At 72.5% G+C, this 22,784-nt stretch carries 20 protein-coding genes and 3 tRNA genes; 10 read left to right on the top strand and 13 right to left on the bottom strand.

What is annotated here, in order from left to right:
- Nucleotides 1–4: 4 nt before the first annotated feature.
- Nucleotides 5–1,555, bottom strand: coding sequence for a histidine ammonia-lyase (gene hutH / locus HT134_RS36085; protein ID WP_175604957.1), 1,551 nt, complete (start codon nucleotides 1,553–1,555; stop codon nucleotides 5–7).
- 15 nt (nucleotides 1,556–1,570) lie between these two features.
- A complete protein-coding gene (locus HT134_RS36080) occupies nucleotides 1,571–2,287 on the bottom strand; it encodes an ArsR/SmtB family transcription factor (protein WP_246366193.1) in 717 nt (238 codons plus the stop codon).
- A 156-nt stretch (nucleotides 2,288–2,443) separates the two neighbouring features.
- Between HT134_RS36080 and HT134_RS36075 the strand changes: the two genes are divergently transcribed.
- The 8 genes from HT134_RS36075 (at nucleotide 2,444) to HT134_RS36040 (ending at nucleotide 9,120) form a co-directional block, all read left to right on the top strand.
- Nucleotides 2,444–2,914 (top strand): hypothetical protein, encoded by a 471-nt coding sequence (locus HT134_RS36075; RefSeq protein WP_175604956.1) that lies wholly within the window; start codon nucleotides 2,444–2,446, stop codon nucleotides 2,912–2,914.
- A 34-nt stretch (nucleotides 2,915–2,948) separates the two neighbouring features.
- Nucleotides 2,949–3,020: transfer RNA gene (locus tag HT134_RS36070), tRNA-Gly, on the top strand.
- A 15-nt stretch (nucleotides 3,021–3,035) separates the two neighbouring features.
- A tRNA-Cys gene (locus HT134_RS36065) sits at nucleotides 3,036–3,106 on the top strand.
- A gap of 7 nt (nucleotides 3,107–3,113) precedes the next feature.
- Nucleotides 3,114–3,188: transfer RNA gene (locus HT134_RS36060), tRNA-Val, on the top strand.
- Between the two features lie 424 nt (nucleotides 3,189–3,612).
- On the top strand, nucleotides 3,613–5,628 hold the full coding sequence (locus tag HT134_RS36055; protein WP_312888698.1) for an ABC transporter ATP-binding protein: 2,016 nt from the start codon (nucleotides 3,613–3,615) through the stop codon (nucleotides 5,626–5,628).
- Nucleotides 5,628–7,454, top strand: coding sequence for an ABC transporter ATP-binding protein (locus HT134_RS36050; protein WP_175604955.1), 1,827 nt, complete (start codon nucleotides 5,628–5,630; stop codon nucleotides 7,452–7,454). Before HT134_RS36055 ends, HT134_RS36050 begins: the two co-directional genes overlap by 1 nt.
- A 666-nt stretch (nucleotides 7,455–8,120) precedes the next feature.
- Nucleotides 8,121–8,507: a hypothetical protein gene (locus HT134_RS36045; RefSeq protein ID WP_217708780.1), complete on the top strand. Its 387-nt coding sequence runs from the start codon at nucleotides 8,121–8,123 to the stop codon at nucleotides 8,505–8,507.
- Between the two features lie 139 nt (nucleotides 8,508–8,646).
- Nucleotides 8,647–9,120 (top strand): hypothetical protein, encoded by a 474-nt coding sequence (locus HT134_RS36040; RefSeq protein ID WP_175604953.1) that lies wholly within the window; start codon nucleotides 8,647–8,649, stop codon nucleotides 9,118–9,120.
- 207 nt (nucleotides 9,121–9,327) lie between these two features.
- Here HT134_RS36040 and HT134_RS36035 read toward each other — a convergent pair whose 3' ends face one another.
- The 11 genes from HT134_RS36035 to HT134_RS35985 form a co-directional block, all read right to left on the bottom strand.
- Nucleotides 9,328–10,458, bottom strand: coding sequence for a sugar kinase (locus HT134_RS36035; protein ID WP_175604952.1), 1,131 nt, complete (start codon nucleotides 10,456–10,458; stop codon nucleotides 9,328–9,330).
- A 221-nt stretch (nucleotides 10,459–10,679) separates the two neighbouring features.
- Nucleotides 10,680–11,588 (bottom strand): bifunctional 4-hydroxy-2-oxoglutarate aldolase/2-dehydro-3-deoxy-phosphogluconate aldolase, encoded by a 909-nt coding sequence (locus HT134_RS44945; RefSeq protein WP_217708779.1) that lies wholly within the window; start codon nucleotides 11,586–11,588, stop codon nucleotides 10,680–10,682.
- A gap of 4 nt (nucleotides 11,589–11,592) precedes the next feature.
- Nucleotides 11,593–11,868: a hypothetical protein gene (locus HT134_RS36025; RefSeq protein ID WP_175604951.1), complete on the bottom strand. Its 276-nt coding sequence runs from the start codon at nucleotides 11,866–11,868 to the stop codon at nucleotides 11,593–11,595.
- 1 nt (nucleotide 11,869) lies between these two features.
- A complete protein-coding gene (dgoD, locus tag HT134_RS36020; protein ID WP_175604950.1) occupies nucleotides 11,870–13,015 on the bottom strand; it encodes a galactonate dehydratase in 1,146 nt (381 codons plus the stop codon).
- A gap of 159 nt (nucleotides 13,016–13,174) precedes the next feature.
- Nucleotides 13,175–13,855, bottom strand: coding sequence for a FadR/GntR family transcriptional regulator (locus HT134_RS36015; protein WP_175604949.1), 681 nt, complete (start codon nucleotides 13,853–13,855; stop codon nucleotides 13,175–13,177).
- Nucleotides 13,855–14,583 (bottom strand): SDR family NAD(P)-dependent oxidoreductase, encoded by a 729-nt coding sequence (locus HT134_RS46345; protein ID WP_175604948.1) that lies wholly within the window; start codon nucleotides 14,581–14,583, stop codon nucleotides 13,855–13,857. The genes HT134_RS36015 and HT134_RS46345 overlap by 1 nt, the downstream gene beginning before the upstream one ends.
- Nucleotides 14,580–16,526, bottom strand: coding sequence for a beta-galactosidase (locus HT134_RS46340; RefSeq protein ID WP_312888697.1), 1,947 nt, complete (start codon nucleotides 16,524–16,526; stop codon nucleotides 14,580–14,582). The genes HT134_RS46345 and HT134_RS46340 overlap by 4 nt, the downstream gene beginning before the upstream one ends.
- Entirely contained in the window at nucleotides 16,523–17,446 is a 924-nt protein-coding gene (locus HT134_RS36000; protein WP_175604947.1) for a carbohydrate ABC transporter permease, read from the bottom strand. Before HT134_RS36000 ends, HT134_RS46340 begins: the two co-directional genes overlap by 4 nt.
- On the bottom strand, nucleotides 17,440–18,378 hold the full coding sequence (locus HT134_RS35995; RefSeq protein ID WP_312888695.1) for a carbohydrate ABC transporter permease: 939 nt from the start codon (nucleotides 18,376–18,378) through the stop codon (nucleotides 17,440–17,442). Before HT134_RS35995 ends, HT134_RS36000 begins: the two co-directional genes overlap by 7 nt.
- 11 nt (nucleotides 18,379–18,389) lie before the next feature.
- Entirely contained in the window at nucleotides 18,390–19,730 is a 1,341-nt protein-coding gene (locus HT134_RS35990; RefSeq protein ID WP_175604946.1) for an ABC transporter substrate-binding protein, read from the bottom strand.
- Between the two features lie 142 nt (nucleotides 19,731–19,872).
- Nucleotides 19,873–20,586 (bottom strand): hypothetical protein, encoded by a 714-nt coding sequence (locus HT134_RS35985; protein ID WP_175604945.1) that lies wholly within the window; start codon nucleotides 20,584–20,586, stop codon nucleotides 19,873–19,875.
- 251 nt (nucleotides 20,587–20,837) lie between these two features.
- On the opposite strand from HT134_RS35985, the gene HT134_RS35980 reads away from it, so the two are divergent.
- Nucleotides 20,838–21,503, top strand: a complete 666-nt coding sequence (locus HT134_RS35980; RefSeq protein WP_175604944.1) for an NAD(P)H-binding protein — start codon at nucleotides 20,838–20,840, stop codon at nucleotides 21,501–21,503.
- Between the two features lie 117 nt (nucleotides 21,504–21,620).
- Nucleotides 21,621–22,727, top strand: a complete 1,107-nt coding sequence (locus HT134_RS35975; protein ID WP_175605141.1) for an LLM class flavin-dependent oxidoreductase — start codon at nucleotides 21,621–21,623, stop codon at nucleotides 22,725–22,727.
- Nucleotides 22,728–22,784: the final 57 nt, after the last annotated feature.

Below are 22,784 nucleotides of genomic sequence, written 5' to 3'. Positions count from 1 at the left end.
CGGCTCAGTCGAGCGGGCCCGTGACCGCCTCCACGGCGGCGATCACCGAGCCGTCCGCCACCGAGCGGACCGCCGCGTCGATCTCCGGCGCCAGGAACCGGTCCGGGCCCGGACCCGGCACGGTCTCGCGCAGCGCCTTGACCACGGCCGCCGTGGCCGGGGCGGGCGTCAGCGGGGCGCGCAGGTCGAGCGCGCGGGCGGCGGTCAGCACCTCGATCGCCAGCACCCGCGTCAGGCCGTCGACGGACCGGCGGAGCTTGCGCGCCGCCGACCAGCCCATCGAGACGTGGTCCTCCTGCATGGCCGAGCTGGGGATCGAGTCGACGCTGGCCGGCGCGGCCAGCCGCTTGAGCTCGGAGACGATGGCCGCCTGGGTGTACTGGGCGATCATGTGGCCGGAGTCGACGCCGGGGTCGTCGGCCAGGAACGCGGGCAGCCCGTGGTTGCGGGCCACGTCGAGGAAGCGGTCCGTGCGGCGTTCGGACATGGAGGCGAGGTCGGCGGCGACGATGGCCAGGAAGTCCAGCGCGTACGCGACCGGGGCGCCGTGGAAGTTGCCGTTGGACTCGACGCGGCCGTCGGCGAGCACGGCCGGGTTGTCGACGGCGCTGGCCAGCTCCCAGGTGGCGACGTTGGAGGCGTGGGCGATCGTGTCGCGGGCCGCGCCGGCGACCTGGGGGGCGCAGCGCAGGGAGTAGGCGTCCTGGACGCGGGTGCAGGCGTTGGGGTCGCGGTGGCTCTCCATGATGGCAGAGCCGGCCAGGATCTTCGTCATGTTGGCCGCGGCCCGGGCCTGGCCCGGGTGCGGGCGCAGCGCCTGGAGCTCCGGGGCGAAGACGCGGTCGGTGCCGAGCAGCGCCTCGACGCTCATCGCGGCGCTGACGTCGGCGGTCCTGACCAGGCGGGTGAGGTCGTCGATGGCCAGGATCAGCATGCCGAGCATGCCGTCCGTGCCGTTGATGAGCGCGAGACCCTCCTTGGCGGCCAGCTCGACCGGCTCGATGCCGGCCTGCTTGAGCGCCTCGGCGGCCGAGGTGAGCCGCCCGGAGGCGTCGCGGACCGGGCCCTCCCCCATGAGGGCCAGCGCCACGTGGGCCAGCGGGGCCAGGTCGCCGGAGCAGCCGAGGCTGCCGTACTCGTGCACGACGGGCGTGATGCCGGCGCTGATGAGCGCGGCCAGGGTCTTGGCGGTCGTCGGCCGGATGCCGGTGTGCCCGGTGGCCAGCGTGTGCAGGCGCAGCAGCATGAGCGCGCGCACCACCTCGGTCTCCACCTCGGGGCCGCTGCCGGCCGCGTGCGAGCGGACCAGCGACCGCTGGAGCTGGGCGCGCAGCGCCGGGTCGATGTGCCGCGTGGCGAGCGCACCGAAGCCGGTCGAGACGCCGTAGGCGGGGACGGGACTCTCGGCCAGCTCGTCCACCCGCTGCCGCGCCGCCGCGACCGCCGCCACGGCGTCGTCGGTGAGCTCGACCGCGGCGCCGAGCCGGGCCACCCGGATGACGTCGTCGAAGGTGAGGGGTTCGGGGCCGACGTTCACGACTCCGTTGTCGCGCATGGTGTTCTCTCTCGTTCAGGTAACCGGCGTATGCGATGTTAGCTCCTTACCGGAGAACAGCGCCGCCAGCCCCTCCCTGCCCGCGTCGGTGAGGTTCACCGCCCGGGGGACGGGGCCTCTGACGTACCAGCCGCGTTCGAACAGCACGGCGGTGATCGCGGCGCCGAGCGCACCGCCGAGGTGGGCCCGCCGTTCGGTCCAGTCGAGGCATTCCGGGGCGAAGCGGCGCCTGGCGCGGCGCGCCCCTTCGACGTCCACGCCCAGGCCGCCGAGCAGGCGCTCCCCCTCCGGGGTCACCTCCTCCCCGGCGAGGCAGCCGGCCTCGCGCAGCCGATCGAACAGGCCGACCCCGGCGCGTCCGGCCAGATGGTCGTAGCAGGTGCGGGCCTCCTCCAGCATGCGCGCCTGCCGCGACTGGCGCAGGGAGCGCACGGGCGGGCGCCCGCCGACCCTGGCCAGCACCTCCAGCACCTCGGCGATCTCGGGCCCGGCCAGCCGGTAGTAGCGGTGGCGGCCCTGCCGTACGACGGCGACCAGAGCGCCGTCCAGCAGGCGCGACAGGTGCGCGCTCGCGGTGGCGGCGCTCACCCCCGCCATCCGGGCCAGCTCCCCGGCGGCCAGCGCCTGGCCGCCGAGCAGGGCCGTGAGGATGGCGGCCCGGGTGGGGTCCGCGATGAGCGCCGCGACGGGCGCGATGTCGGCGTCGGCCGCGACGTGCTCCATTGCTGCCATGCCCCCGACCCTAGCCGGGGCACGTTTCGCCGCAGGCCGAAGGATGCGGGCGCCCACGCGGCGGGGACACCCCACGCGATCGCGGTGGCACCCGCGCCTCCCCCGGCGGACATGCTTCGACCGCCGTTTGAGTGCTTCCGGTGCACGATCGGCGCCATGACCGACAACCCCGCGCTCCTCGTGGCCGACTCCGTGGACCGATGCCTCGCCCTGGCCGAGACCTGGCTCGCCTGGGACGGCCGTCCGATCCTGACCGACGGCGCCAACCTGTGGACCCCCGCCAAGGCGGCCCGCCGCATCCAGGACCACCTGATCGACCACCTCGCCGAGGTGGAGGCCCTGCTCGCCGGCGCCGCCCCCGCGCCCGACCCCTGGCACGGCCGCATGGTGACGCTGGACGCGGACTGGGCCCGCTTCACCGAGCTGGACCTCGCCGAGGCGCGTTCCCGCTGGCCCCGCCTCGCCCAGTCCTACGTCAACCGCTACGCGACCGTCCCTGACGCCTGGGACGTCCCCCGCGACCCCAACTGGACGCTGCGCCAGATCGCCGAGCACGTCGCCGGCGTCGTCTGGTACGCGGAGCAGGTCGGCGACCTCCGGTTTGGGGACTCGGCCAGGATTCGCTAGAGTTCTCTCGTCACCGCAACACAGCGGCGGCGACGCGGAAGTGGCTCAGTGGTAGAGCATCACCTTGCCAAGGTGAGGGTCGCGGGTTCGAATCCCGTCTTCCGCTCGGAGCTTCCGGCTCGGTGGAGTGGCCGAGAGGCGAGGCAGCGGCCTGCAAAGCCGTCTACACGGGTTCAAATCCCGTCTCCACCTCGGCAACGGACGATTAGCTCAGCGGGAGAGCGCTTCCCTGACACGGAAGAGGTCACTGGTTCAATCCCAGTATCGTCCACCACACCTCACCCCAGGTCATGCGACCTGGGGTGTTCGTGTTTATTGCCCTTACTTCCGGGGGTCTCCGGTCGCCGTACGGCGTCCTCCGTGGGCGTACGGGGCGGGCTCGCCGCCGGGGTACGGCGTCGCTCGCGGGCGTACGGGCTCATGGCGGGCTCTTGCAAGGAGCAGGACATCCATCGCCGGGGTCTCGTGGGAGTCTCCCAGGCGTACGGGCTGCCGGGCGGCCGTGGTGGCGCGGCGGGAGCAGCGGCGCGGCGCCAGGGACAACGGTGGAAGCAGCGGCGCGGCGCCACGCACAGCGGCGGCAAATCCCCGGGCACGGCCGAGCTCGGCGGCCGGAAATGCAGTGTGAATCTGTCGGTGCCCGGTGATAGAAAACAGGTTCGATACCCATCCGCCTGCCGCCTCGGGGAGCTTGGCCTGTGACCTCCAACAGCACGCCGGAGTTCTCCGTCTCCGGCCCGCGCCACGACCGTCGCGGCCCGGTCCGCTGGCTCTGGTCCCATCTGCGCCGCCAGCCCCTGCACCTGACCGGCTTCCTCGGCGGGTCTCTGGTCATGGTGGTGCTCAACGCGACCGTGCCGTCCCTGACCGGCGACGCGTTCGACGCCGTGCTGGGCCAGCGGGGCGAGCCCGCGGACGCGCTGCGGCCGATCGTGCTGGCGCTGCTGGCGATCGTGCTGGCGCGCGGCGTGTTCGACCTGGTCGCCCGGATGTCGAGCGAGGTGCTGGCCAAGCGGCTGGAGCGCGACGCCCGTGACGAGCTCTACGTGAGCCTGCTGGGCAAGAGCCAGACGTTCCACAACCGGCAGCGGGTGGGCGACCTCATGGCGCGGGCGGCCAACGACATCCGGCAGCTCTCCACCATGGTCACCCCGGGCCTCGACCTCATCGTCGACTCCGGGCTCACCGGCATCGTGCCGCTGTTCTTCATCGGGGCGGTCGACCCGCGGCTGCTGCTCGTGCCCGGGATCTTCGCCGTGGTGTTCGTGGCGGCGCTCTGGCACTACATGCGGCGGCTCAACCCCGTGGCGACCCGCATGCGGGAGGAGTTCGGCGACCTCAACGCCGCGCTCAGCCAGGCGGTGCGCGGCATCGAAGTGATCAAGGTGACGGCGCAGGAGGAGCAGGAACGGCGGCGTTTCCGGTCGTACGCGCGCCGCTACCGCGACTCCTTCGCGCGCAACGGCCTGGTGCAGGCCCGCTACCTGCCGACGCTGCTGTTCGCGTTCGCGATGGCCGGGGCGCTGTGGCACGGCCTGGCCCTGCACGGGTCCGGGCTGATCAGCACCGGGGATCTGGTGGCGTTCATGGGGCTCATGGCCATGCTCGGCTTCCCCACCCAGATCTCGATCTTCACGTTCTCGCTGGTGCAGATCGGCATCGTCTCCTCGCGCCGGATCCTCGACATCATGACGTCCGAGAGCGAGCTGGCGCAGCGCGCCGACGGCCACACCGCGCCGATCGGCGGCGAGATCGTCTTCGAGGACGTCACCTTCGGCTACGGCGAGGGCGAGCCGGCGCTGCGCGGCGTGTCGTTCACCGTGCGGCCGGGCGAGACCGTGGCCGTCGTCGGCGAGACGGGCTCCGGCAAGAGCACGCTCACCAAGCTCGTCCCCCGCATCTACGACGTCACCGCGGGCCGCATCCTCATCGACGGGGTGGACGTCCGCGACTGGGACCTCGACTCGCTGCGCTCCCAGATCTCCACGATCGAGCAGGACATCGTGCTGTTCTCGCGCTCGGTGGCCGAGAACATCGCCTTCAGCCTGGGCCAGCGGGCCGACCGCGAGGCCGTGGTGCGGGCGGCCGAGGACGCGCAGGCGGCCGAGTTCATCGGTGAGCTGTCCGACGGGTACGACACGGTCATCGGCGAGCGGGGCGTCACGCTGTCGGGCGGGCAGCGCCAGCGGCTGGCGATCGCGCGGGCGCTGCTGACCGACCCGGCGATCCTCGTCCTGGACGACTCGACGAGCGCCATCGACTCCGCCACCGAGGACCGGATCCAGCAGGCGATCGGCCGCATCCAGGAGGGGCGCACCACGCTGCTCATCACGCACCGCCTGTCCCAGATCCGCTGGGCCGACAAGGTGCTGCTGCTGAGACGCGGCGAGCTGGCCGACTACGGCACGCACGACGAACTGATCGCCCGCAGCCGCCTCTACCGGCGGATCTTCTCCCACTACGACGAGGTCGACCTGGACGACGGCCGCGCCGCACTCACCGACGACCGGCACGCGCCCGGCGGCGACCAGCACGCGCCCGGCGACGACCAGGACGCCACCGGCGGCGGCCGGGAGGGGCTCGCCGGCGGCCGGGACGTCGATCCACGGGACGCGGATCAACGGGACAAGGATCCGCAGGACGAAGATCTGTTGGACGCGGATCTGGAGGAGGCGGGTCAGGCGATGGCCGGCGAGCAGGGAGGGGTGCGCTGATGGGCTTCATCATGGACGGCCTCGACGCCGAGGACTACGACCGCACCTACGGCGACCGCGAGCTGCTGCGCCGCATCCTGTCGTACTTCCTGCCGAAGCTCGGGGCGATGGTGCTGGTCGCCGTCATGATCGTGCTGGGGTCCGCGAGCCAGGCCGCCATGCCGCTAGTGGCGAGCTGGGGTCTGGACGAGATCCAGAACGGCACCATCGCCGAGACCGGCTGGCGGCTCACGCTCGGCCTGCTGCTGGCGGGCGGGCTCGGCTGGGTGTTCAACTTCGTACGCCAGTGGCAGAGCTCGCGGATCACCGGCGACGTCGTGCTGCGCCTGCGCGAGGACGCGTTCGACGCGGTGCTCCAGCGCGACCTGTCGTTCTACGACGAGACGCCGTCGGGCCGGATCGTCAGCCGGGTGACCTCCGACACCGACGACTTCGCCACGGTCTCCACGCTGACGATGGACCTGATCAGCCAGGTGCTCATGGTGGGCCTGGTGACGGTCCTGCTGTTCATGCGCAGCGTCGAGCTGGCGCTTCTGACGCTGCTCGTGGTGCCCGTCGTGGTGGGCATCGCGCTGCTGTTCCGGCGGGTCGCCCGGACGAGCACCCGCCGGGCGCAGCGGTCGCTGAGCCGCGTCAACGCCAACCTGCAGGAGACCATGGGCGGCATCGCCGTGGCCAAGAACTTCCGGCAGGAGCGGCAGGTCTACGACGAGTTCCGGCCGATCAACCAGCAGAGCTACAAGGTGACGCTGGGACAGGGGTTCGTGTTCTCGTCGATCTTCCCGGTGCTGTTCCTGGTGGCGGGGCTGGCCACGGTCGCCCTGACGCAGCTGGGCGGCACGGCCGTGCTCGGCGGGCGGCTGTCGGCCGGCGACTGGTACCTGTTCCTGCAGGGTGTCGCGCTGTTCTGGTTCCCGCTGACGTCCATCGCCGCGTTCTGGTCGCAGTTCCAGCAGGGCCTCTCGGCGTCGGAGCGGGTGTTCGCGCTCATCGACGCGCCGCCGCGGGTCGTGCAGAGCGACGCCCGCGACGTCGGCCGGGTGGCGGGGCGCATCGAGTTCGACCGGGTCACCTTCGGCTACGACCCGGCCGCCCCGGTGCTGCGTGACTTCGACCTGGTCATCGAGGCGGGCGAGACGGTGGCGCTGGTCGGCCACACGGGCGCCGGCAAGTCCACGCTGAGCAAGCTGATTACCCGCTTCTACGAGTTCCAGGAGGGCCGCCTGCTGATCGACGGCCACGACATCCGCACGTTGGAGCTCGGCGCGTACCGCAGGCAGATCGGCGCGGTGCCGCAGGCGCCGTTCCTGTTCAGCGGCACGGTGGCCGACAACATCCGCTATCCGCGGCCCGAGGCGACCGACGAGGAGGTGCTGGCCGCCGCGACGGCGGTCGGCGGCGGCGACTGGATCGAGGCCCTGCCCCACGGGCTGGCCACGGACGTGGGCGAGCACGGGCGGGCGCTGTCCATGGGGCAGCGGCAGCTCGTGGCGCTGGCCCGGCTGCTGGTGCAGGACCCGGCGATCGTGGTGCTGGACGAGGCCACGGCCAGCGTCGACCCGCTCACGGAGGCGCAGATCCAGGAGGGCCTCGACGTGGTGCTGGCTGGCCGTACGTCGATCGTCATCGCGCACCGGCTGTCCACGATCGAGCACGTCGACCGGATCATCGTCCTGGACCACGGCCGGATCGTCGAGGAGGGCGACCACGCGACGCTGCTGGCCCGCGGAGGGAGGTACTGCGAGGTGTACAACACGTACTTCCGCCACCAGTCGCCGCACTACCGCGCGGGCACGGGGTTCGTCCCGGTCGCGGCTCAGGGCTGAGGGCGCGGGGCGCTTCCCGTCCGTCCCGGCCTGGGAACCGGCCCCTTGCAGGGCCGGTTCCCTTCCGGCCCCGCTTCGACCTGACCCTTCACGGGCGGGTACTTCAGCCCCGCCCCGACCTGACCCGCCACGGGCGGGTGCTTCCGGCCGGGCCTCGGCCTGGCCCCTTACAGACCGGACCGGTTCCTTCCAGGCCGGTTCCCTTCCGGACCGGTTCCCTTCCGGGCCGGCCTCGGGCTGACCTCTACCGGGGGCGACTCCCGCCATGGTCGCCTCCCCCGGCGGGGGCGTGCGGTCCTGAGGCGGAGCCGGCCGGTGGTGAGGAGGTACGACCTCGTGCAGGCGTCGGGCCGGGATGGCGCGGTGAGCACTGTCGCGCCGCCGCGGTCGGTCGCTCCAGCAGGTCACGACCTTCCGCGCGGCTCGTCATGCGGGAGCCCGGCCCACCACGACCGCTCGGCCCGCCCACGGGCATGACAAGGTTTTACGTCGCCGTGGTCGCCTGAAGCCGGCCCGGCCCGGAAAGACGAAGAGCTCTAAGGATGAGGAACCGGCCGACAACCGTCGGCGTTCACGAACATTCCGTCATCCGGGAGCGACGAACCATGCAGTCGATCGTTCTGGAGGCCGTTGATGACGTCACCCTTGACCATGGCTCCACTCCCGATGAGCCGTCCGAACCGGTTCCGGTGGATGAAGGCCCTCGGATTGGTCCTTCTCGGCATCGCGCTGGGGGTGGCGCTGTCCGTCGCGGCGCGGTGGCCGCACTGGGAAGCGGTCTACCGCAGCGACCAGCCGGCCACGGTGGCCTACGCCGACGGTTCGAGGCACCTGCTGGCCCTGGTCCGCCGGAGCTCCTTTGTCGGGGAGTCGCACCAGATCTTCGTCGGCCGGGATCCGAGCCTCTCCTACGGTCACTGGGTGGACATCGAGACGTTCGCCGAGTCTGAGTCGGTCAAGACGACCGAGTGGACGACCTCCGGCGTGCGGGTGGTCTTCGACACCGGCCACGAGCTGTTCGTCCCCGCCAGGTACTTCATCGGCGGCCGGTGACCCGCCCAGGCGAGCGAACGGCAACGCTCTCGGCAGGGTCTCCCTGAACGGTGGGCGCCCTCGATCGCCTGCTCCCGCTCACCTCTCATTGGACGGACGCCCCATGCCCGGGGACCCTCAGGCCATAGGATGCCGCCCTGTGGATCTTGTCTCACACGCCGGTTTACTGGCCCAGGTCATCCCGGCCGTGCTCATCGCGATGGTCGTCGAGTTCCGCGCCGTGCACGACACATGGCGCAGCGTGGCCCAGGATCACGCGAAGAACCGCTCGCCGGCGGAGCGGCAGGAGCTGGCGCGCCTCATCCCGAGGCAGTTGGTCGTCCAACTGGCCGTCATGCTGGTGCTCACCCTGCTGGAAGTCGCGGCGCTCGTGGTCGCCGGTGGGCGATCCGGACCGCTCAAGCTGGCCGAGTGGATCGTACGGGAGCGGGTCGCGGTGTTCGTCCTGGCCGGAGGGCTGGCCATGATCCTGCAGTGGGGCGCGCTGGCGCTCATGCAGAGCTACCAGCGGGCGGGGCTCATCTCGGACCAGGATCGGCGCGCGTTCCACTGGGTGCTGCGGGTGCTGCTGTATGCCACCATCTTCGGAGCGGCGTGGTTGACCTTCGGATGAGCCACCGAACCTCTCTCCGACTTCGGTGCGATGGTCCGACCTCTCCACCCACATCGCCTCCGGGGCCCGAGAGCCGGGAGGCCCTCCGGGAACCGGCGAGCCGGCAAGGACGGCCGGCTGACGGGCTTGGGGGGCCACTGGCCGGGGAGTCAGGAGCCGGGCGCCGGGGGCGAGCGGCTGGGGGTCAGGTGACAGGTGAGCAGCGGGTCAGCGGACGGTTTCGCCCTCGTCCAAGGCGAGGAGGGAGAGCTCGGCGCGGTTCGGCAGGCCGTGCCAGTCGCCATCCGACGCCACCGCGAACGCCCCCACCGTCACCCCGCGCAGCAACCGCTCCCCCAGCGGCAGTCCGTCCAGCAGCCCCGACAGGTAACCGGCCACGAACGCGTCGCCCGCGCCGACCGTGTTCACCGCCCGCACCGGCACCGCTCCCGATGTGGCGTGCCCGCCGTCCGCCGTCCACGCCTCCGCGCCCGCCGCGCCGCGTTTGACGACCACCTCGCTGATCCCGGCCGCGAAAAGCGCGGCAACGTCCCTGTCAACGCCTGTCCCGCCCGCGAGAAGCCCGGGAACATCCTCGTCGGCGCCTGTCCCGCCCGCGAGAAGCCCGGGAACATCCTCGTCGGCGCCTGTCCCGCCCGCGAGAAGCCCGGGAACATCCCCGTCGGCGCCTGTCCCGCCAGCGAAAAGCGCGGGAACATCCTCGTCGGCGCCTGTTCCGGCCGCGGGAAGCGCGGGAACGTCCCCGTCACCGGCTGGCCCGGCGCCGCCGGTGACCAGGGGCAGCTCGTCCGCCGAGGCCACCAGGACGTCCACGTACGGCAGGAGACCCGCCAGCGCCCGTGACGCCGTACCGCGGTCCCACAACCGAGACCGGTGGTTGACGTCGAGGCAGACGCGCGTACCCAGCTCCCGCGCCTGCCGTACGGCGTGCGCGATCGCGGACGCGGCGTCGGGGCCGAGCGCCGGGGTGATGCCGGTGACGTGCAGCATCCTCGCCCCGCCTGCCAGGGCAGCCGTGGCGTCGTCGGATGTGAGGCGGGAGCCCGCGGAGCCGGCGCGGTAGTAGTGGACGCGCGTGATCGTCGCCACCCTGCGTTCCTGGACGAGCAGGCCCGTCGGGTGGTCGGGATCCGTCCTGGCGGTGTCGACGTCGACGCCTTCCGCGCGAAGAGTGCGCAGGACCAGGAGGCCGAGCTCGTCGTCACCCACGACTCCCGCCCAGCGGGCCGTGTGGCCGAGCCTTGCCAGGCCGATCGCCACGTTGGCCTCGGCGCCCGCCATGGACAGCTCCAGGCTGCCTCCCAGGCGCAACGGCCCGCCCCCATGCAGGGACGCCATCGCCTCACCAAGCGTGACGAGGTCGAGGGCCCGGGGCGGCGGTGCGGTCGAGGGCAGGTCCGCGGCTCGGGAGGTGGTGGCCGGGATTCTTGTGGTCGCCGGGATGCTTGAGGCTGTGGGTGCCGTGCTGGACATGTCCGAGGGAACAGGCATGACCGGGTGAAGGTGTGCGGTGGCAGGCATGGCTTTCTCGCCGTGTGACTCCCCGTTCGGGTGGGTCGTCATGGTGTGTCCGCCTCATGTCGGAAATGTCGGCCGCGAGTACGGAGCGCAGCCAGAACGCCGTCCCATGGGACCCCATCGTGCGAGGCGCGGTCCCCAGGGACGCCGTCCCCCGGGGCGCCCTCGCTCAGAGCGCCGCCCTCTGGGGTGCCGTCCCTTGGCGTGCCGTCCCCCGAGGTGCCGTCCCTCCGGGTGCCGTCCCCCGAGGTGCCGTCCCTCGGGGTGCCCTCCCCCGAGGTGCCCTCCCTCGGGGTGCCGTCCTTTGTGACGTCACCGTGCGAGGTGCTGTTCTCTGTGGCGCGGCCGTACGCAGCGTTGTCCCGCCGAACGGCGTGCCCAGATGTGCTGCCGTGTGGGGCGTCGCCCGTCAACGGCGAGCCGACCCCCACCGCCACCGCACCCGCCTCCAGGTACGGGCGGATCTGCTCGGCCGTCACCCCGCCCACGGGGATCAGCGGTATCGACGGGAACGGGTCGCGCAGCGCCGACAGGTAGCCGGGCCCGCCCAGCGAGGCCGGGAAGACCTTGACGGCCGTCGCCCCCGCCTGCCACGCGTGCCACACCTCCGTGGGCGTCAGCGCCCCCACCAGTGCCGGCACCCCCAGCGACAGGGCGCGGGCCGCCCCGGCGCTCATCGCGGGTGTCACCACGAAGCGCGCCCCGGCCTCAAGCGCAGCGTCCGCCTCGGCCTCGGTGAGCACCGTGCCCGCTCCCAGCGTCACCGACGCTCCCAGCTCCGCGTGGAGCCGGGCGATGACGTCCAACGCCCCGGCACCGCTCAGCGACACCTCGAGGACGTCGATGCCCTCCTCCACCAGGACGTGCGCGGTGCGCACCGCAGCCTCCGGGTCGCGGCCTCGCACGATGGCCAGCAGCCGCCGCCGGCGTAGAACGTCGAGAAGGTCCACGTCCTCACCCCGCCATCGAGCCGTCGTGAAGCGGATCCATACCGTCAGGGGGCGTCGGACCGGCGGGGATCCGGTCCACACCACCACCTGCCAGCAAACCGTCATGGAACGGGTCCCCGCCGCCACCCGCCAGTACGCCGCCGCCGCGCAGATCCATGTCACCACCCGCCCTCGAGCCGTCGAGGAGCCGGGCGGCCCTGTGCCCCGTCATCGAGCCGTCGTGGCCGAGGACGACCGGATCGAGCGGGGTGAACGGGTCGAACGGGTCGAGAGCATCCATGTCACCACTCCGCCATCGAGCCGTCGTCGTGTCGCCATACCGGGTTGCGCCAGGCGTGCCCGCGCCGGTCCGCCTCCCGTACCGCCGGCTCGTCGACCACCACGCCGAGGCCCGGCAGAGACGTGCGGTGGGCGTGACCGGCGGTGAAGGCGAACGGCGCCGGGTCGAGCACGTAGTCGAGGAACTCGGTGTCACGGTGGTAGTGGATGCCGGCGCTCTGCTCCTGGATGAGGAAGTTGGGCGTGGCGAAGCCGACCTGGAGACTGGCGGCCAGCGCGATGGGGCCGAGCGGGCAGTGCGGCGCGATCTGCACGTCGAACGTCTCCGCGAGGGCGGCGATGCGCCTGACCTCGGACACGCCGCCCGCGTGGGAGATGTCGGGCTGGGCCACGGCCAGGCCGGAGGTGAGCGCCGGCAGGAAGTCGGAGCGCGAGTAGAGGCGCTCGCCGAGCGCGATCGGCACGTCCGTGGCGGCGGTGAGGTCGGCCAGCCGGTGCAGCAGACCGGGGGCGAGCGGTTCCTCCACGAACATCGGATGCAGCGGCGCCACCGCAGCGATGATCCGGCGGGCGTCGGCCGCCCCGGCCCGGCCGTGCAGGTCGATGGCGAAGTCACGGCCGGGCCCGAGGGCGGAGCGGGCCACCTCGGCCCGGGCGACGACGGTGGCGAGGTCGGCGGCGGTCGCGGCACGCGGCAGCAGGCCGGTCCCGTTCATCTTGATCGCGGTGAACCCGGCCTCGACCTGCTTGTCGATCTCCTCCCGCAGCTCGCCCGGGTCGTCGCCGCCGACCCACGCGTACACCCGGACACGGTCGCGGACCGGCCCGCCGAGCAGTTCGTGCACGGGCGCGCCGTAGTGCTTGCCGGCGATGTCCCACAGTGCCTGGTCCAGGCCCGCCACGGCGCTGGACAGGACGGGGCCGCCCCGGTAGAAGCCGCCCTTGGTGAGCACCTGCCAGTGGTCCTCGATGCGCAGGGCGTCCTGGCCGACGAGGTACTCGGCGAGCACCTCGACCGCGGTGCGGACCACCTCGGCTCGGCCCTCGACGACGGGCTCGCCCCACCCGACGACGCCGTCGTCCGTCTCCACGCGGCAGAACAGCCACCGCGGCGGGACCAGGAACGTCTCGATCCTGGCGATCTTCAAGCGTGCTCCCCCATGATCTCTTCTCCGGGCGGCCGTCGTCTCATGACCGCTCCTCCACCACGCGCCGTTTCACAGCCGTCCCTGTGTCACCGCGACTCGCCGTGGCGTCCTCCGACGGCGCCCCGCCTCACAGCGGTCTCGCGCGAGCGGCACCGCTGCTCACAGCAGCCCCTCCACGTCGCGCCACGCCTTGGCCAGCAGATCGCGCATCGCCGTCTCGGCCGCCTCCGCGTCGCCGCGCCTGATCGCCTCCAGCACCGCCAGATGGCTCGGTACGGGGTCGTCGCCGCCGTTGGCGGCGTGCACGAGCCGGTCGCGGCCGGCCAGGCCGGCGCCCATGACGACGTCCATGCGGACGAGCAGCTCGTTGCCGCCCGCGGCGAGGAGCGCCCGGTGGAAGTCGAGGTCGGCCGCGACGGGGTCGTCGGCCGCCACCATGCGGTCCAGCGCCTGCTGGAGTTCCTCCAGCTGCCCGGGCGTGCGGCGCTGGGCGGCGAGCCGGGCCACCGAGGGCTCGACGATCGAGCGCAGTTCGTGCAGGTCGTGCAGGAACCCGGGGTCGGGACGGCCGGCGAACTTCCACCGGATGACGTCGCCGTCGAGGAGGTTCCAGTCGGCGCGGGGCCGCACGTGGGTGCCGAGCTTGGGCCGGGCCCCGATGAGGCCCTTGGCGGTGAGCACCTTCATCGCCTCGCGCAGCGCCGTGGAGCTGACGCCGAGCCGTTCCTGGAGGGCCACGACGTCGAGGGCGTCGCCCTCCTTGTACTCGCCGCCGAAGATCATGGCGGCGATCGCCTCGACGGTCTGCCCGTGCAGGCCGCGCCCGCTGTAGGCCGCCATCACGCCGAGTCCTTCACGATGCTCCAGCCGCCGTCGGCCGTCAGGCAGGCCCCGGTGACGAACGACGCCTCGTCGGAGGCGAGGAAGGCGATGACCGCGGCCACCTCCTCCGGTGCGCCGAACCGGCCGAGGACGGTGGCGCGCACGCTGCCGGCGCGGCCCCGCTCGTCCACCCGGTCCCAGGCCGGGGTCATGACCGGTCCGGGCAGCACGCAGTTGACCCGCACGGCCGGGCCGTACTCGACCGCGAGCTGCCGGGTGAGCGCCGTCAGCCCGCCCTTGGCGGCGGCGTACGCGGGGTGGCCCGGCAGCCCGACGACGGCGTGGACCGAGGAGGTGATGACCACGGCGCCACCGGTGGCGGCCATCGGCGGCAGCAGCCGGCGCGCACCCAGGAAGGCGGCGGTGAGGCCGACGCCGAGCTGACGGTTCCACGATTCCAGGCTGGTCTCGTGGGCGGGGGCGACCTCCACGACGGCGGCGTTGCTCACGAGCACGTCCACGCGTCCCCAGGCGGCGATCCGCTCCCAGGTCTCCTCGGCGGACACGTCGCCGCGCAGGTGGACGATCTCCGGCATGGTCTCCGAGGCTTCGGCCGCGCTCTCGGCGGCGACGTCGACCACGAGCACCTCGGCGCCCTCGGCGGCCAGCCGGCGGGCGGTGGCCGCGCCGATGCCGGAGGCGCCGCCGGTGACGACGGCGCGGCGGCCCGCGAACCGGCCGCTCACTCGATCTCCCCGAGGGGGACGACGGCGACGTCGAGCGGGCCCAGCTCGGCTCCGGCCGCGCGTACGGGGTGGTCGTTGTGGTTGAGCAGGAACACGTGGCCGCCGCGCCGGACGGCCTCGACTCCGGCGGGCAGCCCGGCCAGGACGGGCTCGACGCCGGCCAGGCGCAGAGTGTCGCGGACGAGGTCGCGCATGGAGCGCTCGGCGGGGCGGGTGCCGAGGTAGGTGGCGGTGCCCCGGCCGTACGCGTGGCGGGTGACGGCGGGCAGGCCGGCGAGCGGGCCGTCGGTGTAGGAGGCGAGCACCTCGGCGCCCTCGGGCACGATGTGGTCGGCCCACAGGTCGGCGGCGCCGCCGGTGGACAGGCCGACCCGCTCGCCGTCGCTGAGCGGCCAGAACTCCTCCACGCGCAGGCCGAGCAGGTCGCGGAAGGCGCCGGGGTGGCCGCCGAGCCGGATGCGGTCGCAGTCGTCGGCGATCCCGCTGAAGAACGACATCAGCAGGTGGCCGCCGTCCTCGACGTACCGCCGCAGGCCCTCGGCCGCCGCGTCGTCGCACAGGTAGAGATTGGGCACGATCACCAGCTTGTACGAGGACAGCCCGGCCGCGGGCGGGACCACGTCGACCGTGACGTTCTCGTGCCAGAGCGGCGCGTAGTGGGCGCGCACCCGCTCCGGCATGCGCAGTTCGGCGGGCCGGGCGTCCAGCTCCAGCGCCCACCAGGCGGGGTAGTCGAAGACGAGCGCCACGTCGGCGGGCACGCGGGTGCCGGCCACGCCGCTCATCGCGCCCAGCTCGGCGCCGAGCGCGGCGGTCTCGCGGAAGATCCGGTCGTGCGGCCCGCCGTGGGAGACGACCGCGGAGTGGAACTTCTCCGCGCCGCCCGGCGAGGCCCGCCACTGGAAGTACATGACGGCGTCGGCGCCGCGGGCGACGGCCTGGTGGCTCCACAGCCGGTTGAGGCCGGGCCGTTTGGGCCGGTTGGGCGGCCGGTAGCTGATGGCGCCGGTCGCGGTCTCCATCATGAGGTACGGCCGGCCGCCGCCGAGGGAGCGCATCTGGTCGTGGAAGAACGCGGCGTCGACGGGGGCGGCCGGGTCCTTCGGCTCGGGGTAGAGGTCGAGCGCGACCACGTCGAAGTCGGGCGCCCAGGAGGCGTAGTCGGCGACCGGCTCCCACATGCCCATGATGTTGGTGGTGACCGGCACCTCCGGGGTGAGCTCGCGCAGGACGGCGCGCTCGGCCCGGTAGCAGGCCAGCAGCGCGTCGGAGCTGAAGCGCCGGTAGTCGAGCTCCTGCGCCGGGTTGCGCAGCGTGGGCGCGGTGCGGGGCGGCAGCACGTCGGCCCAGTCGGAGACGCGCTGGGACCAGAACGTGGTGGACCAGGCGGCGTTGAGGCCGTCGAGGTCGCCGTAGCGCTCGCGCAGCCAGCTCCGGAAGTCGTCGGCGGAGACGTCGCAGTAGCACTCCTGGACGTGGCAGCCGTACTCGTTGCCGACGTGCCAGAGCGCGAGGGCGGGGTGGGTGCCGTAGCGCTTGGCCATCAGCCCGGCGAGGCCGGCGGCGGCCTCGCGGTAGCGGGGCGAGCTGGGGCAGTAGTGCTGGCGCGAGCCGGTCGACAGGCGCACGCCGTCGCGGTTGACCGGCAGGGTCTCGGGGTGGAGCCGGGACAGCCAGGTGGGCGGCGAGGCGGTGCCGGTGGCCAGCGAGACCGCGATGCCGGCCGCGCCGAGCAGGTCCATGACCTCGTCCAGCCAGCCGAAGTCGTACGTGCCGGGCTCGGGCTCGACGCTCGCCCAGGAGAAGATGCCGAGGGTGACGACGCTGACGCCGGCCTCGCGCATGAGGCGGATGTCCTCGCGCCACACCTCCGGCGCCCACTGCTCCGGGTTGTAGTCGGCGCCGAAGCCGATGCTGTCGTTGAGCACGGGCAGGATGTTCACCCTTTGACGCTCCCTGCGGTCAGGCCCGCGCGCCAGAAGCGCTGGAGCGAGGCCATGGTGAGGACGAGGAGGAGTGCCGACACGGCGGCTCCGGTGACCGTCAACTCGAAGAAGGCCGGGTCGCGGAAGGTCTGGGAGTTCCACAGGGCCAGGCCGAGGGTGACGGGGTAGAGCCGCTGGTCGGACAGCATGACGAGGGGCAGGAAGTAGTTGTTCCAGACGCCGATGAACTGGAACAGGAAGATCGTCACCAGCGCCGGGCTCATGATCTTGAGGCCGATGCGGAAGAAGATTCGGTACTCCCCCGCGCCGTCGAGCCGGGCGGACTCCAGCAGCGCGTCGGGGATGGCGGCGTGGGCGTGGATGCGGGCGAGGTAGACGCCGAACGGGCTGACCACGCTGGGCAGCAGCACCGACCAGAACGACCCGGTCAGGCCGGCCTGGCTGAAGATGAGGTACGTGGGCAGGGCCAGCACGGTCGAGGGCACCAGCACGCCGGCGAGGACGAGGTTGAACAGGGCCTCCCGGCCGCGGAAGGGGTACTTGGCCATGGCGTAGCCCGCGGCGGCCGACAGCAGGGTGGCCGCCAGCGCGCCGAGCCCCGCGTACAGGAAGCTGTTGAGGACCCAGCGGCCGAACAGGCCGTCGCCGGTGCCGAACAGGCGGCCGAGGTTGGCGCCGAGCTGCGGGCGCGGCGACCAGAGGCCGAACGTCCCGAACAGGTCGGCGGTGCTCTTGGTCGCGGCGACGAGCACCCACACGACCGGCAGCAGGAAGTAGACGGCCGCGGCGAACAGCAGCGCCAGCACCACCACGGTGGCCGGCTGCACGCGATGCGCCGGGCCCGTGGTCGCGCCGCCGGCGCCCCCCGCCCTGTCACGGCGACCGGCGCGGCCCCCGCCCGCCTCCACGCTCACCATGCCCGGTTCCCCTTCCCGTTGACCAGCCGCAGGAACCCGAGCGAGATCACGAAGGCCATGACGGCGATGAGAGTCGCCTCGGCCGAGGCGAGATGGATGTCGGCCTGGCCGAACGCCTGGTTGTAGGCGGCCAGGTTGGGCGTGTAGTCGCTGGTGATGGCCGTGGTGAGCGGCTTGAGGACGAGCGGCTCGACGAAGAGCTGGAGCGTGCCGATGAGCGTGAACACCGTGATGAGGATCAGCGGCGCGCGCACCAGCGGCACCTTGACGTGCCAGGCGATGCGCGCCTCGCTCGCCCCGTCGACGCGGGCCGCCTCGTAGAGCTCCTGCGGGATGGCCTGCAACCCGGCGATCAGCACCAGCATGTTGTAGCCGGCGAACTGCCAGGTGGCGATGTTGGCGATGGACAGCAGGATCGTCTGCGGCGACAGGAAGTCGTGGGGCAGCCCGGCGGCGGCCAGCACGTCGATGAGCGGGCTGGTCTGCGGCACGTACAGGAAGCCCCACAGCAGCGAGGCGATCACGCCGGGCACGCCGTACGGCAGGAAGAACGACACCCGGAAGAACGCCCGGAAGCGGGCCCGCGCGGAGTCGAGCAGCAGGGCCAGCGCCAGGGCGGCGACCACCATGACCGGCACCTCGATGAGGCTGAACACCAGCACCCGGCCCACGCTGGCGGCGAACGCCGGGCTGGTGAGGGCGGTGGCGTAGTTGCCCAGCCCGGCGAACTCCAGCACCGGCTCGCTCAGCCCGAGGCCGCTGCTGGTGAGCCGGAAGAAGCTCTGGTGGACGGCGTAGCCGATCGGCGCCAGGTAGAACAGCGCGAAGGCCAGGAAGAACGGCGCGACGAAGACCGCCACGTGGAGGCGGGGCCGGCGGGGGCGCCGCCGGGCCGTGCCCGCCGCCGTCCCGGCCGGTGCCCGCCGCAGCACCTCCGCCACCGTCAGCCGCCCGTCACGACGCTCAGGCCCTTGGCCTTGAGCTGGTCGACCATCGCCTGCTGGGTCTTGGCGAAGGCGTCGGTGAGCGTGCCCTGACCCTGGACGGCGGCCTTGGCATTGTCGGTGAGCGTGGCGTAGAGGGCGTCGCTCACCGGCGGCCAGCGCCAGTCGAGGGCGACGGCCGCGTCGGACTGCTGGAAGACGTCCCAGATGTTCTGGCCGCCGTAGAAGGGGAAGACGGTGTCGTCCTTCTGCAGGTTGGTGACCTTGCTGGTGTCCTTGGCGGAGGGCCAGCCGTAGCCGGCGGACAGCAGGGTGTTGACGCTCTGGGGGTCGCTGTTGAGCCAGACCGCGAACTCGGTGGCGGCGGCGGGGTTCTTGGTGCCCTTGAGTATCGCCGAGGAGGAGCCGCCGCCCCAGCTCGCCGAGGTGAACGCCGGGGCGTCCGGCCACTGCGGGATCGGGGCGACGGCCCACTTGCCGGAGGTCTCGGGCGCGTTGCCGCGGATGATCGCATCGCCCCAGGAGCCGCCGATCCAGCCGACGATGCCGCCGGTCTGGAGGTCCTTGTACCAGGCGTTGGACAGGTCGGCCTCGGTCTTGAGCACCTTGTCGTCGAGCAGCTTCTGCCAGAAGGCGGCCATCTTGCGGGTGTCGGGGTTGTCGATGGTGACCTTCCAGGAGTCACCCTCGGTGGAGAACCACTGCTGCCCCGCCTGCTGCGCCAGGGAGATCAGCCACGGCGCCTGGTTGGCGGCGAACGTGGAGATGTAGGCGTTCTTGTCCTTCTTGCGGATGGTCGCCGCGGCGGCGGCGAAGTCGTCCCAGGTCTTGGGCGCCGCGATGCCCCACTTGTCGAACAGGTCCTTGCGGTAGTAGAAGCCCATCGGGCCGCTGGCCTGGGGGATCGCGTAGACCTTGCCGCCGAAGACGCCGGTCTGCCACTGCCAGCCGACGAACTTCGCCGCGTCGTCCTGGGCGTACTCGGTGACGTCCTGCAAGGCGCCGTTGACGAGGAACGAGGGCAGGGAGTCGTAGCCGACCTGGGCCACGTCGGGGGCGTTGCCCGCCTTGACCGCGGCGAGCATCTTGGCGTAGCCGCCGTCGGGGCCGGGGGTGATGGTCTCGAGGTTGACCTGCACGCCGGGATGGGAGGCGTTGAACTGGTCGACCGCCTTCTGGATGTCGGGCACCCACGACCAGAACGTGAGCGTGACCGGCTTGGCCGGATCGCCGCTCGCCGGCGCGGCGGAGGGCTGACCGCCGCCGCCGCACGCCGCGGCGAGGCCGATCGCGGCCGCCATGGCCGCGGCCCGCGCCACCCGGGAGATCTTCGATCCCATGCTGACTCCCTTCCAACGGAACGCCTGACCTCGGGTTCCGGCTTGGAGGGAGACATTATTGGTATTTTATTAATAATGCAATGGCGTTACGTGACCGTTTCCGGGGAGGGAGGTCGGCGCCCTCCCCGGCGGGCCGCGCCGGTCACTCGTCCGGCTTGAAGGTGAAGGTCGAGGGGGCCTTGAACGAGGGGTCCGGCGCGCCGTACACGAGGGAGATCTGCTCATGCGGCTTGACCACGATGGCGGCGGGGTCGCCCGCGACCGGGACGCCGTTCACCTCGGCGGTCAGGGTGCGGCCGGCGCCGGCCTGGAGGGAGCCGATCCGGGTCGCCGACAGCGTGACGCCCCACTGCTCGAAGAGCTGGCCGAGGGTGAAGACCTCGCCCTTGGTGTGCGGCTCGACGTGGATGACGCCCCGGTCGTCGTGGGTGTGCAGGGGCGACATCTCCTCCCCCACGATGCCGATGTCGGCCGGCACCTCGACCTCGTCGCCGTCGACGAAGACGCTCAGGTGCGCGTGGTAGTGCTCGGCGTGGCCCATCGGGCCGTGGGTGAGGCCGGCGGCGCGGATGCCGGGCAGCGGGTCGGCCGGGACGGGCCAGGGCGGCGTGCCGCCGTCCGCCGGGCGGGGCGCGTGGGCGCGGACGTACTGGACGACGGCGACGCCGCCGGCGGCGAGCGCGACGGCGGCCAGGGCGGCGACCAGGACGCGGGCGCCGCGACGGCGGCGGGCGACGCCGGTCTCGTGGGCGGCGGGCGCGGTGAGGCCGGGCGCGGTGAGGTCGGCGTGCGGTTCGGGGGCGGTCTCGGGGGGATCGGCGAGCCGCTGCTGCTGGTGAATCGCCTCGGGTGACATGGGCCCATGATGAGCGAGGAGACCCCTCACGGGGATGGGCCGCGCACAGGCCGGATCCGGCCGTCTTTACCTGCCACCGGTACGGGGTCGCACACGCCCGTTCCTCACCCCGCCTCCCGGGACGAGGTCGCACACGCCCGCTCCATGCGGCCTCCGGGACAGGCCCCGGCCGGGGGCGCGGCTGCTCGTACGGCGGGGAGCCTGGGATGATCGAGGGGAGCGGGTGGCATCCCGCGCAGAACGGAGCCCGGATGAAAGTGATCGTCTTCGGCGCGACCGGCATGGTCGGGCAGGGCGTGCTGCGCGAGTGCCTGCTCGACGACCGGGTGGAGTCCGTGCTCACCGTGGGCCGGACGCCCACCGGGCGCCGGCACCCGAAGCTGCGCGAGGTCGTCCACGGCGACCTGCTGGACCTCACGCCGATCGAGGACGAGCTGGCCGGCCACGACGCGTGCTTCTTCTGCCTCGGCGTCTCCTCGGCCGGCATGGGCGAGGAGGAGTACCGGCGCGTCACGTACGGGTACACGCTGGCCGCGGGCACCACGCTGGCGCGGCTCAATCCGGGCTCGACGTTCGTGTACGTGTCGGGCGCCGGCACCGACCCGGGCGGCCGGGCGATGTGGGCGCGGGTCAAGGGCGCCACCGAGGAGGCGCTGCTGGAGCTGCCGCTGGAGGCGTACATGTTCCGGCCCGGCTACATCCAGCCGGTCCATGGCGCGACGTCGCGGACACGGTGGTACCGGCTGGCGTACGTGGTGACCGCGCCGCTGTACCCGATCCTGCGGCGGGTGTTCGCGGCGAGCGTGACCACGACGGAACGGATCGGCCAGGCCATGATCACGGTGGCCGAGCACGGCGCCCCCGAGCGGATCCTCGACCCGGCGGCGATCAACGCCCTCGCGGCGGCCCGCGCCTAGCCGGATCCGCCCGGCACCGCGCGCGGCGGCCCGGGCCACGATCATGGTGGAATAAGGCGGGGCGCCGTTGCGCTGAGGTAGCTGTTCAAGATTCAACAGTCATGGGTGGTGACTAAGATGCAGTTCGGCGTCTTCAGTGTCGGCGACGTGACCATGGACCCGACCACGGGCCGCACACCGACCGAGCACGAGCGTGTCAAGGCGATGGTGACCATCGCCCTGAAGGCCGAGGAGGTCGGCCTGGACGTGTTCGCCACGGGCGAGCACCACAACCCGCCGTTCGTGCCGTCCTCGCCGACCACGATGCTCGGCTACATCGCGGCGCGGACCGAGCGGCTCGTGCTGTCCACGGCCACGACGCTGATCACGACCAACGACCCGGTCAAGATCGCCGAGGACTTCGCGATGCTGCAGCACCTGGCCGACGGCCGGGTGGACCTGATGCTGGGGCGCGGCAACACCGGCCCGGTCTACCCGTGGTTCGGCCAGGACATCCGCCAGGGCATCCCGCTGGCCGTCGAGAACTACGCGCTGCTGCACAAGCTCTGGCGCGAGGACGTGGTGGACTGGGAGGGCCGCTTCCGCACGCCCCTGCAGGGCTTCACCTCCACGCCGCGCCCGCTCGACGGGGTGCCGCCGTTCGTGTGGCACGGCTCGATCCGCAGCCCGGAGATCGCCGAGCAGGCCGCCTACTACGGCGACGGCTTCTTCGCCAACAACATCTTCTGGCCGAAGGAGCACTTCGTCCGCCTGATCAGCCTCTACCGGCAGCGGTACGCCCACTACGGCCACGGCACGCCGGAGCAGGCGATCGTGGGCCTCGGCGGGCAGGTGTTCATGCGCAAGAACTCCCAGGACGCGGTCCGCGAGTTCCGCCCGTACTTCGACAACGCCCCGGTGTACGGCCACGGGCCGTCGCTGGAGGACTTCATGGCCGAGACGCCGCTCACGGTCGGCAGCCCGCAGCAGGTCATCGACCGCACGCTGACCTTCCGTGAGCACTTCGGCAACTACCAGCGCCAGCTGTTCCTCATGGACCACGCCGGGCTGCCGCTGAAGACGGTCCTGGAGCAGCTCGACATCCTCGGCGAGGAGGTCGTGCCGGTGCTGCGCCGCGAGTTCGCCAAGGACCGTCCGGCGCAGGTGCCGGACGCGCCCACCCACGCCTCGCTGACGGCCGCGGCGACGGCGGCGGCGGCGACCGAGACCTCCACCACTGTCTGAACGACCACCGTCCGAACGACACCGTCAGGATCCCCCTCTCCCGAAGATCCCCCGACG

It is taken from the genome of Nonomuraea rhodomycinica, from assembly GCF_013363995.1.
Classification (GTDB): domain Bacteria; phylum Actinomycetota; class Actinomycetes; order Streptosporangiales; family Streptosporangiaceae; genus Nonomuraea; species Nonomuraea rhodomycinica.
Note: the sequence above shows the minus strand (reverse complement) of the source record. Positions and strands in the feature narration are given on the sequence as shown.

Bases quoted from the DNA above. Each gene is read 5' to 3' on its own strand.
- hutH (WP_175604957.1), bottom strand. From the start codon at position 1,555: ATGCGCGACAACGGAGTCGTGAACGTCGGCCCCGAACCCCTCACCTTC.
- HT134_RS36080 (WP_246366193.1), bottom strand. From the start codon at position 2,287: ATGGCAGCAATGGAGCACGTCGCGGCCGACGCCGACATCGCGCCCGTC.
- HT134_RS36075 (WP_175604956.1), top strand. From the start codon at position 2,444: ATGACCGACAACCCCGCGCTCCTCGTGGCCGACTCCGTGGACCGATGC.
- HT134_RS36050 (WP_175604955.1), top strand. From the start codon at position 5,628: ATGGGCTTCATCATGGACGGCCTCGACGCCGAGGACTACGACCGCACC.
- HT134_RS36045 (WP_217708780.1), top strand. From the start codon at position 8,121: ATGAGCCGTCCGAACCGGTTCCGGTGGATGAAGGCCCTCGGATTGGTC.
- HT134_RS36035 (WP_175604952.1), bottom strand. From the start codon at position 10,458: ATGGCGTCCCTGCATGGGGGCGGGCCGTTGCGCCTGGGAGGCAGCCTG.
- HT134_RS36025 (WP_175604951.1), bottom strand. From the start codon at position 11,868: ATGGATGCTCTCGACCCGTTCGACCCGTTCACCCCGCTCGATCCGGTC.
- HT134_RS36015 (WP_175604949.1), bottom strand. From the start codon at position 13,855: ATGGCGGCCTACAGCGGGCGCGGCCTGCACGGGCAGACCGTCGAGGCG.
- HT134_RS36000 (WP_175604947.1), bottom strand. From the start codon at position 17,446: ATGGTGAGCGTGGAGGCGGGCGGGGGCCGCGCCGGTCGCCGTGACAGG.
- HT134_RS35990 (WP_175604946.1), bottom strand. From the start codon at position 19,730: ATGGGATCGAAGATCTCCCGGGTGGCGCGGGCCGCGGCCATGGCGGCC.
- HT134_RS35985 (WP_175604945.1), bottom strand. From the start codon at position 20,586: ATGTCACCCGAGGCGATTCACCAGCAGCAGCGGCTCGCCGATCCCCCC.
- HT134_RS35980 (WP_175604944.1), top strand. From the start codon at position 20,838: ATGAAAGTGATCGTCTTCGGCGCGACCGGCATGGTCGGGCAGGGCGTG.
- HT134_RS35975 (WP_175605141.1), top strand. From the start codon at position 21,621: ATGCAGTTCGGCGTCTTCAGTGTCGGCGACGTGACCATGGACCCGACC.